The organism is Streptomyces sp. NPDC059564, assembly GCF_042735575.1.
Classification (GTDB): domain Bacteria; phylum Actinomycetota; class Actinomycetes; order Streptomycetales; family Streptomycetaceae; genus Streptomyces.
Window position 1 is genome coordinate 756 of the sequence record NZ_JBHWBP010000212.1, and the last position, 12,356, is coordinate 13,111.

Consider the following 12,356-nt stretch of genomic DNA (forward strand, 5'->3'; position numbering starts at 1 on the left):
GGCGGCCCGGACCGGATCCACTGCCGCGGGGGCGCTGGCGGCCGGGGCGCTGGCGGCGGCTGCCGGGAGGGCGCCGCCCGCCACGAGCAGGACGCTCAGCACCACCCGTATGAGGCTCTTCATGTCGGCTCCCGCCGGCTCCGGCCGCCCCGGTCCGGGCGGCTGCGGCGCACAAGTTACCGGCCGGTCGCCCGACAGGGAAGGCACGACGCCGCTCCGCGGTACGGGACGGGGCGGCAGGCCGGCGCCGAACGGGGCGGCGGGCCGGCGCCGAGCCCGGTCCTCGTACCCCGGGCACGGCGCCGAGCGGGTCCTCGTACGCCAGGCCCGCCGCCCACCGGGCCGTCAACCCGGGCCAGCCCGCCGCCACCCCCGCCCGTGGGCCCGGCCCGGCGAAACGGCCCCGCGCGGGGCCGCCTGCCTCTACGGTGCCCCAAGGGGCCCGCACGGGCGTCGGAGGGCGGGGCTGATGGACGACGAAGAAGACATGCGGCTGGCGGGGTTGACCCCGGAGATCTCCCGTCGCACCCTCACGATGCTGCGCGGGCTGGCCGGGCTGGAGCCGCCGGAACAGGTGCCGGAGGAGGCCATGGTCGTCGCGGACGCGATCCTCGCCGAGCACGGCACGGACGGGCTGCGGGTGCTGGTGATGACCCTGGCCGCCTGGGCGACGGCGCAGATCGAGAACGTCGCGGAGCTCAGCCAGCGAAGCCACGAGGCCGTGCTCGACGCGATGGAGCTGGCCTGCCTGGAGGCCAACGCCGAGGAGTAGCCCCCGGGCCCGGCCGGAATGGTTTCCTCCGGTGGGATGCGGGCGACGCTCCGGAGCGGGGGCCGCACCCTCGGTGGGCGGCGGGCGACCGACCGTACCGGCCGCCCGGACCCGGGCCGCGGCATGCCGTGATCCGGACCGGGGTCGGCGACACTGGGGGGACCAGCAGGTTCGGGGGGTCGTGATCGGAGGCTGTCGTGAGCACACCTTCCCCCATCCGGATCGCCGCCGTCCTGTCCGCCGAACACCGGGGCCGGCTGATGTCCCAAGCCCGTGAGGTCAATTTCCGCGAGGGCGCGCGCCTCTTCGACGAGGGTGGCCGGGCGGATTCCTTCTGGATCGTGCGCTCCGGCACGGTGACCCTGGAGACCCCGGTGCCCGGCCGCCGGGCCGCTCCCGTCGAGAGCCTGGGACCCGGCGAGCTCGTCGGCTGGTCCTGGCTTTTCCCGCCGTACGTGTGGCAGCTGAGCGCCGAGGCGATGACCCTGGTACGGGCCTACGAGTTCGACGGGCCGACCGTGCGGATGCTCATGGACGCCGATCCCGCCTTCGGCTCGGCCGTCGGCCACTGGGTCGGGCGGGTCCTCGCGGTACGGCTCCAGCAGACCCGCACCAGGCTGATCGATCTGTACGCCCCGCGCGCGGGGGCGACCCGCTGACAGGCTCCTGAAACCGCGAATCCACCGTGCCAACCCCTTTCCAGGGGGTGTGTTCAGCCGTTTCGGCGGCCCGCTCCCCCACAGGTCACGACGGGTGGCACGGCTGCGGACTGCACTCACGCACTCACGATCGGTGACGAGAAACAGCGGTACGAACGGGCGTTCCCGCTCCGGATGGGCAAGACTCGCGTCCGTTATCCGAAACACCGAGCCGAGGAGTGTTCGAAATGCGGTCCATCACCAGGAGTCTGGGACTGGCTTCCGGAGCAATGGCGCTCACCGCCCTCACCGCGCTGGCCGGCACCGGTGCCGCTGACGCGGCTCCGTCCGGTACGCAGAGCCTGTACGCACCGTCCGCGCTCGTGATCAGCGTGACGGCCGGACCGGACGCCACGAACGGTACGGTGCTGCGCGCGGCGACACTGGTGTGCGCACCCCGCGCCGGCGGCACGCACCCCGACCCCGCCGCCGCCTGCGCCGAGTTGAAGGCGAACGGCCCCGCCCTGGACGCCCTCACCGCGCCCCGCGCGAACATCCGGTGCACCAAGGAGTGGAACCCGGTGACGGTCACCGCCGACGGCGTGTGGCAGGGGCGCCGGCTGAGCTACACCTACACGTTCGGCAACCCGTGCGGCCTGCACGCCAGCACCGGAGTGCTCTTCGGCGTCTGAGGCCGAGGCCGTCAGCCCAGTTCGAGGCTGGTGACCCCGTACAGTCCGGCCGTGTCCACCTCGGGCGCCGGGCCGGTGTACATGCGGGCGGTCTCGAAGGCCGCCGTGAGCCCGAGCCCGGCCAGCAGGGTGGCCGCGGCCGGGTTCACGTCGGGTGCGTCCACGGCCACCTCCCCTCCGGGGGCGTACCCGGCGAGCCGCCGTACGAGGGTGGCGGCGGCCTCCGGCGTGGCGGCGTAGAGCGGGCCGATCCGGGAGGCCCCGTCGCACGGGCGGACCACGCCGAGGCCCTCGATCCGGCCGTCCCGGACGGCGGCCAGGGCGGTCCTGCCGGGCAGGGCGGTCCAGGCGGAGAGGAACGCGTCGCGGGGGGCGGGGAAGAAGCGGCGGTCGTAGGCGGCGAGCCGGGCGAAGGGCAGCGAGGCCGCGTCGACGGTGTCCACCGCGCCGTCGTCCTCGCCGGGGTGCGGGGCCCCCTCGAAGCGGATGTTCGTCCAGGCGGAACGGAACCCGGACTTACGGTAGTTGTCCTGCTGCTCGACCACACCGTCGAGCCCGGTGAGCCGCCCTGCGAGGCGCTCCGTGGCGGCGTTCCACAGCCGGATGCCGTAGCCCCGGCCGCGCAGGTCGGGGCGGACGATGTAGAAGCCGATGAACCCGAACGCGTCCCCGTAGCGCACGGCGGAGACGCAGGCCACCGGCTCCCCGCCCAGCCGGCCGACGAGGAAGCCCTCCGGGTCGGCGACCGCGAAGGCGAAGCGGTCGGAGTCCCCGGGGTTCCACCCTTCGGCCTCGGCCCAGCTGCGGAGCAGTTCCATGTCGGCGGCGCTCGCGCCGGCGATCTCGAATCCCGTCATGCCCGGTGTTGTACCAGAAGGGGGGAGGCCGCCGCAGGGGCGCGGAACCGGCCGTCAGGAGGCCGGCGCGGCGGGCGGGACCGGCCTCCCCGGTGCGGATCAGCCCGCGCAGATCACGTCGTCCAGTGCGATGGGCACGGAGTCCAGACGCACGTAGGCGGTGAAGGTGTCGATCGCCCCGGAGCCCCAGGAGGTGGTGACGGTGGCCCAGCCGACGCCCGCCGCCTGGGCGACGGTCGCCGGGCCGACGCTGATGTCCTGCGGGCGGTCCTGGGCGCAGAGCAGTACGTCGGCGTCGGGGCTGTGGGCCTGCTTGTCCTTCAGCTGCTGCGAGATCCGGTGGGTCCGGTACTCGGGGGTGGGGCCGTGGTGCCCGTAGAAGGAGGTGAGGAAGCGGGTGATCTCGTCGGCGCCGTGCCGGTGGTAACGCAGCGGTCCCGGGTCGGCGAGGGCGGCCGCCGGGGAAGGGGAGGCGAGCAGGGGGAGCAGGGTCGCGGAGAGGGCGAGCAGCAGGGCGCCGGAGCGGTGGGGCATGAGCGTCATGTCCGGGTTGTAGCGGGTCGCCCGCCCCCGCCGGGTGGGGGCGCGGCGCGGGCTCACTCCGCTGGGCGCGGAGATTCACCGCAGAATCGCCCCTTCGCCCCCGCCGGCCGGCGCCGGGCCCCGCGGAATGGGGTCGCGGCGCGGGGCGGGCGCTGCGTAGGGTCGGGGCATGGGGAAGCCGCTCGTCGCAGTGTTCAGTGGGGCCGGGATGTCCACCGATTCCGGGATTCCGGACTATCGGGGGCCGCAGGGGCTGTGGCGGCGCGAGCCGGGCGCCGAGAAGCTCGTGACGTACGAGTACTACATGGCCGATCCGGAGATCCGCCGCCGCTCCTGGCTGATGCGCGCCGAGGTGTGGTCGGCGGCACCGCAGCCCAACGCGGCGCACCTGGCCGTCGCCGGACTGGAGCGCGGCGGCACTCCGGTGCGGGTGATCACGCAGAACGTGGACGGGCTGCACCAGCTCGGCGGGATGCCGGAGCGGAAGGTGTTCGAACTGCACGGCTCCGCGCGGTCGGTGGTCTGCACCCGGTGCCACGCCCGCTCCGGGCTGGACGGGGCGCTGGCCCGGGTCGCCGCCGGGGAGCCCGATCCGGCCTGTACGGACTGCGGCGGGATCCTCAAGACGGCGACCGTGATGTTCGGCGAGCGGCTCGACCCGGAGGTGCTGGCGCGGGCCGTGGCGGTGGCCAAGGGCTGTCAGGTGTTCATCGCCGTCGGTACGTCGCTCCAGGTGCAGCCCGCCGCCTCGCTCGCCGGGATGGCGGCGGAGGCGGGGGCCCGCCTGATCATCGTGAACGCCGAGGAGACCCCGTACGACGCGCTGGCCGACGAGATCGTCCGCGAGCCGATCGGGACCGCCCTGCCGGCGCTGCTGGACCGGATCGCGGCCCGGGCGTCCTGACGGGAGGCGTCAGGAGGCGTCGGCGGCGCGGCGCAGCTCCGCCACGTCGAGCTTCTTCATCTTCATCTTGGGGGCGGTGGCGCGGGCCGCGCGGCCCGGGTCCGGGTCGTTGATCAGGTCGATGACACCGGGCGGGATGACCTGCCAGGACACGCCGAACCGGTCCTTGACCCAGCCGCAGGCGACCTCCTGGCCGCCGTCCTTGGTCAGGGCGTCCCAGTAGTAGTCGCCTTCCGCCTCGTCCTCGCAGTTGACCTGGAACGAGATGGCCTCGGTGAACTGGAACTCGGGGCCGCCGTTGAGGCCGACGAAGTTCTGTCCGTTGATCTCGAACTCGACGGTCATCACCTCGCCCGCCTGGCCGGGGCTCCCCTCGGGGTAGCGGCCGATCCGGCCGAGCGTGCCGCCCTTGAACACGGACAGGTAGTAGTCGGCGGCGGCCTCCGCGTCGCCGTCGAACCACAGGCAGGTGGTGAATCCCTTGCTGGTCATGACTGCCTCCAGGCAGGTGCGTGAGGGACGGGAACCCCGTTCCTCACATACAGACCGGTCCCGCGCCCGGAACGCATCGGCGGGCGCGGGACCTGTCCGTACGTTCACCCGTTCGGGCTACATCTGGAGCATGCGGTCGACGACCCGCTCGGTGGCCCGGCCGTCGTCCAGGTCGCAGTACTCGGCGCGGAACGCCGCCCGCGCTTGCGCGTACTCGGCGCCCACCGCGTCGGCGTCGCGGACGGCCGCGATCAGGCTCGCGGAGTCCTTCAGCAGCGGGCCGGGGGCCTTGGCCTCCAGGTCGAAGGTGAAGCCGCGCAGCGTGTCCCGGTAGTGCTCCAGGTCGTACGCGAACAGCAGGATCGGCCGGTCGGTCAGCGCGAAGTCGAACAGGGCGGAGGAGTAGTCCGAGACCAGCACGTCGGCGACGAGCAGCAGGTCGGTGGTGTCGGGCCAGCGGGAGACGTCGACGACGAAGCCGTCGCGCACGCCCTCGCGGACCTGCTCCCCCACCTTGTGGTGGCCGCGCACCAGCAGGACGTGGTCCTCGCCGAGTTCGCGGCGGGCCGCGTCCAGGTCGATCCGCAGGTCGAGCTTGTAACCGCCGGACCAGCCGAGGCGGTTCTCGCGCCAGGTCGGCAGGTAGAGGACGACCTTCTTGCCCTCCGGCAGGCCGAGCCGGCGCCGCACCTCGGCGATCCGCGCGGCGTCGGGGCGCACCAGGGCGTCGGTGCGCGGGCTGCCGGACTCCACGACCGGGCCGTCGTAGCCGAGGGCCCGCTGGAGGATGGGCGTCGCGTACGAGCTCGGGGAGGCGAGCAGCGACCACTGGGCGCTGTCGTGCCGCAGGCCCTCCAGCACCTCGGGGCTCGTGTAGTAGTCGTGTGTGAAGTCGTAGCCGATCTGCTTCAGCGGCGTGCCGTGCCAGGTCTGGACGACGGTCTGGCCGGGGCGGCGGAAGAAGGGCAGCGGGACGTTGTCGTTGACGACGTAGTAGCGGGCGCGGGCCAGGACGTCCCAGGCCTCCAGGCTGCCGTACTGGACGGCGCGCGCGGTCGGCGGGACCTCGGCCCGGCCGTCGCGGACCAGCCAGACGTGCTCCAGCTTCTCGCCGCGGCGCAGCAGTTCCTCGTGGATGGCGCGGGGCGAGTCGCCGGCGCCGTTCCCCTTGAAGGTGTCGTAGACGACCATGTCCTTGACCGGCAGGGCGCGCTGGGCCGGGTAGGTCACGTCGCGGGCGACGCGCTGGGCGTGGTGGGAGCGGTCGTGCGGGCTCAGGAGCGGGTCGCAGACCAGCGCCATCCGGTCGTGGAGGCGGGCTTCGACGCGCATCCGGCGGCCGAGGACGGTGATCGGGTGCGGCCCTGAGGTGAGGACGGGCGCGACGAGCTGCACGGGCGCGCCGCGGTCGACGCCGAGCAGGCCGGCGGTGGATCCGCCCCGGCCCACCGGGCGCAGGGTGGGCCACCAGCGGCCCTGCGGGAGGGTGGTGCGGCCGGCGTAGGGCTCGGGGAGCACCGGCTCGAAGGTGGCTTCGAAGCGGTCGCCGTCGCGGGTGACGGGGTAGCTGAACTCCATGCCGTACTGGTTGTGCAGGACCAGTTCGTACGGCTCGCCGGCGGTGGAGGCGGGCGCGCGGAAGGTGCCCCCGAGGGTCAGGGTGCCCTCCCGGGCGGTGACCGTGTCGACCAGCGGCGGGGAGGCCTGGACGGAGAGGACCAGGTGGCCGCTCATGCCGCGCTTGGCGAAGACGGTGCGCTCGGCGCCGTCGCCGGGGAGGGGGGAGACCAGGCCGGTGAAGCCGCCGCGCTCGTCGTGGGCGAGCGGGTGGCGGGTGCCGTCGGCGCGGACCACGGACAGGGTCCAGGCCTGGGGGCTCCACTCGCCCGCCTGCTGCCGGCCCTCGGGTACGGCGGTGGCCAGTGCGGTCAGCGGGACGACGGCGGTGAAGGGGATGCGGCCGCCGGGGCGGGCGGCGGCGGTGGTGAGGGGGAAGGTGAGGACGTTGCCGGCGTGCTTGGCTTCCAGGGTGGCGTCCGCGCCGGCCTCGGCGGCCAGCTCTCCGGTCAGTTCCAGGGTGTCGTCGCCGGTCGCGCGGACGTCCAGGACGCGGGCGCGGACGATCTCGACCTGGACGGTGAGGACGCCGGAGACGGTCGGCAGGATGCGGACGTCGGGGGTGGCCCAGTAGGCGGGCGGGGTGAGGCCGCTGTCGTGCTCGCCGCCCTTGAGGCGGGCCCGGTGCAGGCCTCCGGCGCCGGTGACGGCGATGGAGGTGGACCATATGCCCTCGCGCCACTTGCCGCCCGACTGGAAGACGGTGGGGTCGACGACGGCGCTGAATCCGGCCCAGTCCGCGTGCCGCAGGGCGAGGTGCGGGCTGTTCACGGTGGCCATCGGGGAGGCGACGGTACGGGTGCTGACGACGGTGCGGCGGCGCTTGCCGTTCTCGCGGAAGATCAGCATCTTGCGCGAGCCGAGGCGGCTCTCCGCTCCCATGTGCCCCGGCAGCGCGTAGCCGCGCAGCAGCAGTTTGCCGTCGCTCCAGGCGGCCTGCTCCAGCCGGCTCACGACGCGGCGTTCGCGCGGGCCGAGGGTCAGCAGCTTGGCGGGGACGGGCGCCTTGAGGAAGGGGTAGTCGGCCTGCGGGCGGGCCAGCCCCTTGACCGGGACGCTGTAGGTGAAGTCCCTCTGGTGCTGCAGGAGGGCGATGAACTCTTCGACGCGGCCTTCGCGGGCCAGGTAGGCCTTGAGGCGGTCGGCGACGGTGAGGTCGCTCCAGGGCTCGGTGCCGATCTCCCGGATGAGGCCGCCGACCTCCTTGACGAAGGCGGCGCGGAAGTCGGCGCCGGCCTCGCCCACGTACTTGTAGATGAGCGGGAGTTCCTCGCTCAGCACGTTGCGGTCGTAGTCGCGCAGGTAGCGGGCGTACTTCTCGCCCTGCTTGCCGAGGAGGGCCTCGCGGACCAGGCGTACGGAGGTCACGCGGTCGGTGAGGGAGACCGGGTCGGTGGCGCGCTGGGTGATGGAGCGCTCGCCGGTCTCGCGGACCCGCCAGTGGTAGACGACGTCGTCGATCACGTCGACGCTCTTCGCGAAGTAGTGCGCGGGGATGCTGACGGGGGCGTCCTCGTAGAGGATGCCCTCCGGGTACGCGAAGCCGTGCTCTTCCCAGAAGCTGCGCCGGTAGACCTTGTTCCACGCGGTGCGGTCGGTGACCAGCGCCGGGAACTTGGAGATGTGGGTCTTCAGCCGGGTGTTAGCGAATGCGATCCGGTGGCCCCAGGACTGCTGCATGCCGACGGAGCGGAAGCGCCGCACGTTGCCGCCGGCGAAGTCGGAGCCGGTCTCGTCGAGGGCCGCGATCAGCCGCTCGTACGCGTGCGGGGGCATGGTGTCGTCACTGTCGACGAAGGCCACGTACTCGGTGCCGTCGGCGACGTGCCGGAAGCCCACGTTCCGTGCCGCGCCCAGGCCCGCGTTCTTCTGGAGGACCACCCGGAACCGTTTGTCACGCTCCGCGAAGGCCTGCGCGAGGGCGGCGCTGGTGTCCGTGGACCCGTCGTCGACGATCACGACCTCGAAGTCGTCGAACGTCTGAGCTGCGAGGGACTCCAGGCACTCGTCGAGGTAGAGCTCGACGTTGTAGACGGGGACGACGATGCTCAGGCGCGGGGGCATGGGTGGCGGGTTCTCCAGCGTTTTTACTTTGTCGATGAGTTGATGATCAGCTGATTACAGCATCTTACTCTGTAACAGGATGATAAATTCCGCCCATCGCGGACATATGCCTGGGGGCCGCCGGGGCGGACGGCAAAGAATTCAACCGCCCGCCACCGCGCCGTCGCGACCCGCACGGGCCGTCCTCAGATCTCCAGCTCGGCCTCGATCTTCTTCAGCTGGTGCCGCGCCATCGCGAGATTGGCCCTGCCGCGGTCGAGGGCCAGGTAGAGGAAGAAGCCGCTGGAGCCCCGCGCCTTCATCAGCCGGATCAGGTGGTACTGGTTGCCGAGCGTGATCAGGATGTCCTCGATCTCGTCGTTCAGGCCGAGCATCTCCATCGCGCGGACCTTGGCGCGGACCACGTCGGTGTTGCCGGCCGCGGCGACCGAGAGGTCCAGTTCCTTGCTGCCGCCGATGGTGCCGAGGGCCATGCCGCTGCCGTAGTCGACGAGGGCGGCGCCGATGGCGCCGTCGATGGTGGTGGTGGCTTCCTTGAGGGCGGTCTCGACGTTGACCATGAGGGGTTCCTCTTTCTGCTGTGGTGTGTCCCGGTACGGGACGGGCTGACGTGCTGTCGTTTGCTACGGGAGAAGTAAGGAGGGCGGCGGCCCGGCCTCAGGACGCCGGCCCGGCCTCACCGGCCGGCGGCAGCCTGCCCGGCCCGCGTCGGCCGAGGCTGTGGGCTATCAGCTCGGTGATGCGCAGGCTGGAGCGGCGGGCCTCCAGGTGGAGGCGTCCGACGTTGACGCGCGGCTCCGCGATCAGGGTCAGGACCGCCGCGTCGCCCGCGGCGTACGTGGCGACGTACCCGTGCTCACCCCGTACGAGGAGCTCCCGGAAGCCGCCCTGGCCGGTGCAGTCGCTGAGCCGCTGGGCGACGCCGAGCGCGGCGGCGGTCAGGGCGGCGACGGACTCGGCCTCGGTGGCGGCGCTGTCCTGGGCGAGCACCAGCCCGTCGGCGCTCGCGGCGAGGGCCCCGGTGAGCTGGGGGACGCGGGCCCGCAGCCGCCGGAGCTCGGCGAGTATCTCGGCTTCCGCCTCGGCGGACACCATCGCCGTGAACATGTCGGCCTTCCTCCCTTCGGGCTGCCTCCGCTCGGAACGGTCGGCTCGCAGAACCGGTCGCAGCGGGAGCCTCACAGACTTGCCTCCAGTGCGTCGCGTAACCGGCGGAGCAGAGCCACGTCCGGGGATTGGGCCTCGGTGATCCAGTCGGGCAGGGATGGGGCCGGTTCGGGGACCGGCCGGACGTACGGAGTCTCGACGAGCCCGGCGGCCGCGAGTCTTCGTACGTCGAGCAGGGTGTGGAAGGCGGGCCGGCCGAGCACCCAGGCCAGGTCCGCGGGGGTCCGTACGCCGTCGGCGTGCCCGAGCAGGATCCGCTGCCGGGCGGTGACCGTCTGGCCGGGCGCGGCTTCCCGGGGCACCACAGGCGAGATGTCCAGCAGCGGGTACGGCCACACGGCGTCGAGCAGCTCGCGGCGCCGGCTGGTCTCGCGTTCGACGGCGGCCGCCGCGACGGAGCGGACGGAGCCGATCCAGTGGGTGGCGCCGCGGCGGAACCGGGAGGGGCCGCTGCCCGGGGAGAGTGCGAAGAAGGCGGCGTCGAAGATCGCGGCGAGGTGGCAGATCTCCAGCTCGCCGCCCGCGAGGCCGCCGCTGTCCACAAGGAAGCGGGCGACCTGGCGGCGGGCGCCGGCCTCGTTCACGGCCTCGTTCCAGCGTTCGGGGGCGAGTCCGCCGCCGGTGGTGAGCAGGACGTCGAGGCCCGGGGTGGCGGGGCTCTCGGCGTGCACGATGCGGCCGTCCTCCAGGAAGAGGGTGCCGCGGTCGCGGAGCAGGGCGCCGGTGGCGCGTTCGGCGGCGAGGCGGGTGAGCAGCGGGGAGACTGCGGTGGTCATCTGAGCACGAGTCCTTCGGCCAGTGCGCGGAGTCTGTGGCGGGCGAGGGCGAGGTTGCCGTCGGTCCGGTCCAGCCACAGGTGGAGGAAGACGCTGCTGTCGAAGCTCGTCTCGACGAAACGGAGCACGTGGTAGCCGGTGCGCGTGGTGACGATGAGGTCCTCGACGGGCGGTCCGGAGGCGGGGGGTCCGCCGACGGAGCCCGGTTCGCCCGGGGCGGGTGCGAAGGATTCGTACTCGGCGGCCGCCCGGGCCAGTTCGGCGGTCTCGGCGGCGGTGGTCTCGTGGTCGCCGACGGGCGAGTCCCCGGCGGTGCCGAGGGCCAGTCCGCTGCTCCAGTCGACCAGCGCGGCCCCGCGCGCACCAGGCAGGGCCATGGCTTCGAGCAGGCATTCGTCGATCCCGGGCACGCGGGCTCCCCTCCCGGCCGCACGTGCTGTGTGCACGGTCGTGCGGCGCGACAAGAAGGGAACTTACTCAAGTTCCACTCTGCGAAAGGGCGTTCTGGCATTTTCCGCTGGAACATGCGCGGTAGCGCGTGACAGCTTGGCCGGAACCCGTCCGTTTCTGATCAAGAACGTGATCAAGAACGTGATCGGCGAGCGTACGGGCCGCGAGTCAGGCGGCGGGGGGCCCCGGAAGCAGACGCTCCACCATCACCCCGAGGAGACGGTCCACCGGGTGGGCGTCCGCCAGCGTGGGCAGGGTGAGGTCGTCCAGGTGCAGGCCGAGCATCGCGAAGTAGAGGAGCAGCACGCCGTCCCGGTCCCCCGGCAGGCCCGCGTCCAGGTGCCCGGCGATGTTCGCCTCCAGCTCCGCGCCCAGGAACCGCGCCAGCTCCACCTGGAGTTCGGGCCGGCGGGTGGCCTCCAGCCGCAGCTCCAGCACGGCGATGTGCACGCTGCGTTCGCGGCGCATCCGTTCCAGCAGGCGGCGGAGCAGCGTCTCGGTGTCGAGCGGGCCTTCGAGGTCGGCCGGGTCGGGGGTGAGCCGTTCGCGGGTGCGGTGCAGGATCTGCACCAGCAGCTGGCCGCGGTGCGCGAAGTAGTTGGAGGCGGTCCCGGTGGGGACCCCGGCCTCCTTGTCCACGGCGCGCAGGGTCAGGCCCCGTGAGCCCTCGCGCGCCAGGACTTCGATGGCGGCGTCGAGCAGGGCGGCTCGGCGTTCCGGATTCTGGCGCATGGAGGATCCCGGGGGTGCGGTGGATGCCGTCCGGTGGTGCCATTCGGCGGGCCGTTCGGCGGGGCCGTCCGAAAGTACTGCATGCGCAGTGCTCAGCGCACACTCGAGGACCTTCGCGCCCCGGGCCCTCCCCACCGGCCCCCCGCCCGTGTCACCCTGCCCGTCATGGAGCGGATCATCGAGGAGATACGCGAGGACCTGAACCGCCGGATCGCCATCGCGGCGGACCGGCTCACCGACCGGACGCTGACCGAGGATCCCGCCTACGCCGCCCTCCTGGGGCGGGCCGAACTGCGCGAGCGGATCCACCTCACCCTGAGCCAGGCCGTCGAGGGGCTGGTCCGCAGCTCCCGGGGGCTGCCGGCCGAGCTGGCCGACGCCCGGGCCACCGGCGCCCTGCGCGCCGGCCAGGGGGTGCCGCTCGCCTCCTTGCGGCGGACCTACCGGTACGGAGGGCGGCTGCTGTGGCAGTCCCTCACCGAGGCGGTGGCCGCGCACGACCGGGCGGAGCTGCCGCGGCTGCTGCCGGGGGCGGTCGTGCTGTGGGACGTACTGGACCAGATGGCGGACGCCGCGTCGGAGGCGTACCTGCGGGCGGAGGCCGAGCGGGGCGAGCGCGACCGGGAGCTGCGCGCGGCCCTGCTGGACACCC

The 12,356-nt window shown here is 73.2% G+C and carries 14 protein-coding genes; 5 read left to right on the top strand and 9 right to left on the bottom strand.

Features of this window, described 5'->3' with window-relative positions:
- The first annotated feature begins 469 nt into the window (after window positions 1-469).
- The 3 genes from ACFV0Q_RS28050 to ACFV0Q_RS28060 all read left to right on the top strand — a co-directional run bounded on the left by ACFV0Q_RS28050 (window position 470) and on the right by ACFV0Q_RS28060 (window position 2,102).
- A complete protein-coding gene (locus ACFV0Q_RS28050; protein WP_385009143.1) occupies window positions 470-772 on the top strand; it encodes a hypothetical protein in 303 nt (100 codons plus the stop codon).
- Between the two features lie 197 nt (window positions 773-969).
- Window positions 970-1,431, top strand: coding sequence for a Crp/Fnr family transcriptional regulator (locus ACFV0Q_RS28055; protein ID WP_385009144.1), 462 nt, complete (start codon window positions 970-972; stop codon window positions 1,429-1,431).
- Between the two features lie 227 nt (window positions 1,432-1,658).
- Window positions 1,659-2,102: a subtilase-type protease inhibitor gene (locus ACFV0Q_RS28060; RefSeq protein ID WP_385009145.1), complete on the top strand. Its 444-nt coding sequence runs from the start codon at window positions 1,659-1,661 to the stop codon at window positions 2,100-2,102.
- Window positions 2,103-2,113: 11 nt separating this feature from the next.
- Here the strand turns inward: ACFV0Q_RS28060 and ACFV0Q_RS28065 are convergent, their stop codons facing one another.
- Both ACFV0Q_RS28065 and ACFV0Q_RS28070 read right to left on the bottom strand, forming a co-directional pair.
- Window positions 2,114-2,959 (bottom strand): GNAT family N-acetyltransferase, encoded by an 846-nt coding sequence (locus ACFV0Q_RS28065; protein ID WP_385009146.1) that lies wholly within the window; start codon window positions 2,957-2,959, stop codon window positions 2,114-2,116.
- 99 nt (window positions 2,960-3,058) lie between these two features.
- The gene (locus ACFV0Q_RS28070; RefSeq protein ID WP_385009147.1) at window positions 3,059-3,502 is read right to left on the bottom strand and encodes a hypothetical protein; all 444 of its coding nucleotides are present in this window, start codon (window positions 3,500-3,502) and stop codon (window positions 3,059-3,061) included.
- Window positions 3,503-3,671: 169 nt separating this feature from the next.
- Between ACFV0Q_RS28070 and ACFV0Q_RS28075 the strand changes: the two genes are divergently transcribed.
- On the top strand, window positions 3,672-4,406 hold the full coding sequence (locus ACFV0Q_RS28075) for an NAD-dependent deacetylase (protein ID WP_385009148.1): 735 nt from the start codon (window positions 3,672-3,674) through the stop codon (window positions 4,404-4,406).
- A gap of 9 nt (window positions 4,407-4,415) precedes the next feature.
- Here the strand turns inward: ACFV0Q_RS28075 and ACFV0Q_RS28080 are convergent, their stop codons facing one another.
- The 7 genes from ACFV0Q_RS28080 to ACFV0Q_RS28110 all read right to left on the bottom strand — a co-directional run bounded on the left by ACFV0Q_RS28080 (window position 4,416) and on the right by ACFV0Q_RS28110 (window position 11,704).
- Window positions 4,416-4,898 carry a VOC family protein gene (locus tag ACFV0Q_RS28080; protein WP_385009149.1) on the bottom strand — a complete coding sequence of 161 codons (483 nt, stop codon included), beginning with the start codon at window positions 4,896-4,898 and terminating at the stop codon, window positions 4,416-4,418.
- 117 nt (window positions 4,899-5,015) lie between these two features.
- Entirely contained in the window at window positions 5,016-8,579 is a 3,564-nt protein-coding gene (locus ACFV0Q_RS28085; RefSeq protein ID WP_385009150.1) for a CDP-glycerol glycerophosphotransferase family protein, read from the bottom strand.
- 185 nt (window positions 8,580-8,764) lie between these two features.
- A complete protein-coding gene (locus ACFV0Q_RS28090; protein ID WP_385009151.1) occupies window positions 8,765-9,139 on the bottom strand; it encodes a hypothetical protein in 375 nt (124 codons plus the stop codon).
- A gap of 97 nt (window positions 9,140-9,236) precedes the next feature.
- Window positions 9,237-9,686, bottom strand: coding sequence for a roadblock/LC7 domain-containing protein (locus ACFV0Q_RS28095; RefSeq protein WP_385009152.1), 450 nt, complete (start codon window positions 9,684-9,686; stop codon window positions 9,237-9,239).
- Window positions 9,687-9,757: 71 nt separating this feature from the next.
- The gene (locus ACFV0Q_RS28100) at window positions 9,758-10,522 is read right to left on the bottom strand and encodes a transcriptional regulator (RefSeq protein ID WP_385009153.1); all 765 of its coding nucleotides are present in this window, start codon (window positions 10,520-10,522) and stop codon (window positions 9,758-9,760) included.
- On the bottom strand, window positions 10,519-10,932 hold the full coding sequence (locus ACFV0Q_RS28105; RefSeq protein WP_385009154.1) for a hypothetical protein: 414 nt from the start codon (window positions 10,930-10,932) through the stop codon (window positions 10,519-10,521). Before ACFV0Q_RS28105 ends, ACFV0Q_RS28100 begins: the two co-directional genes overlap by 4 nt.
- Window positions 10,933-11,140: 208 nt before the next feature.
- A complete protein-coding gene (locus ACFV0Q_RS28110; RefSeq protein WP_385009155.1) occupies window positions 11,141-11,704 on the bottom strand; it encodes a TetR/AcrR family transcriptional regulator in 564 nt (187 codons plus the stop codon).
- 165 nt (window positions 11,705-11,869) lie between these two features.
- Between ACFV0Q_RS28110 and ACFV0Q_RS28115 the strand changes: the two genes are divergently transcribed.
- On the top strand, window positions 11,870-12,356 hold a 487-nt coding region (locus tag ACFV0Q_RS28115), incomplete at its 3' end, for a hypothetical protein (RefSeq protein WP_385009156.1).

Coding starts and splice junctions, on each gene's coding strand:
- ACFV0Q_RS28050 (WP_385009143.1), top strand. CDS start 470: ATGGACGACGAAGAAGACATGCGGCTGGCGGGGTTGACCCCGGAGATC.
- ACFV0Q_RS28060 (WP_385009145.1), top strand. CDS start 1,659: ATGCGGTCCATCACCAGGAGTCTGGGACTGGCTTCCGGAGCAATGGCG.
- ACFV0Q_RS28065 (WP_385009146.1), bottom strand. CDS start 2,959: ATGACGGGATTCGAGATCGCCGGCGCGAGCGCCGCCGACATGGAACTG.
- ACFV0Q_RS28070 (WP_385009147.1), bottom strand. CDS start 3,502: ATGACGCTCATGCCCCACCGCTCCGGCGCCCTGCTGCTCGCCCTCTCC.
- ACFV0Q_RS28075 (WP_385009148.1), top strand. CDS start 3,672: ATGGGGAAGCCGCTCGTCGCAGTGTTCAGTGGGGCCGGGATGTCCACC.
- ACFV0Q_RS28080 (WP_385009149.1), bottom strand. CDS start 4,898: ATGACCAGCAAGGGATTCACCACCTGCCTGTGGTTCGACGGCGACGCG.
- ACFV0Q_RS28085 (WP_385009150.1), bottom strand. CDS start 8,579: ATGCCCCCGCGCCTGAGCATCGTCGTCCCCGTCTACAACGTCGAGCTC.
- ACFV0Q_RS28090 (WP_385009151.1), bottom strand. CDS start 9,139: ATGGTCAACGTCGAGACCGCCCTCAAGGAAGCCACCACCACCATCGAC.
- ACFV0Q_RS28095 (WP_385009152.1), bottom strand. CDS start 9,686: ATGTTCACGGCGATGGTGTCCGCCGAGGCGGAAGCCGAGATACTCGCC.
- ACFV0Q_RS28100 (WP_385009153.1), bottom strand. CDS start 10,522: ATGACCACCGCAGTCTCCCCGCTGCTCACCCGCCTCGCCGCCGAACGC.
- ACFV0Q_RS28110 (WP_385009155.1), bottom strand. CDS start 11,704: ATGCGCCAGAATCCGGAACGCCGAGCCGCCCTGCTCGACGCCGCCATC.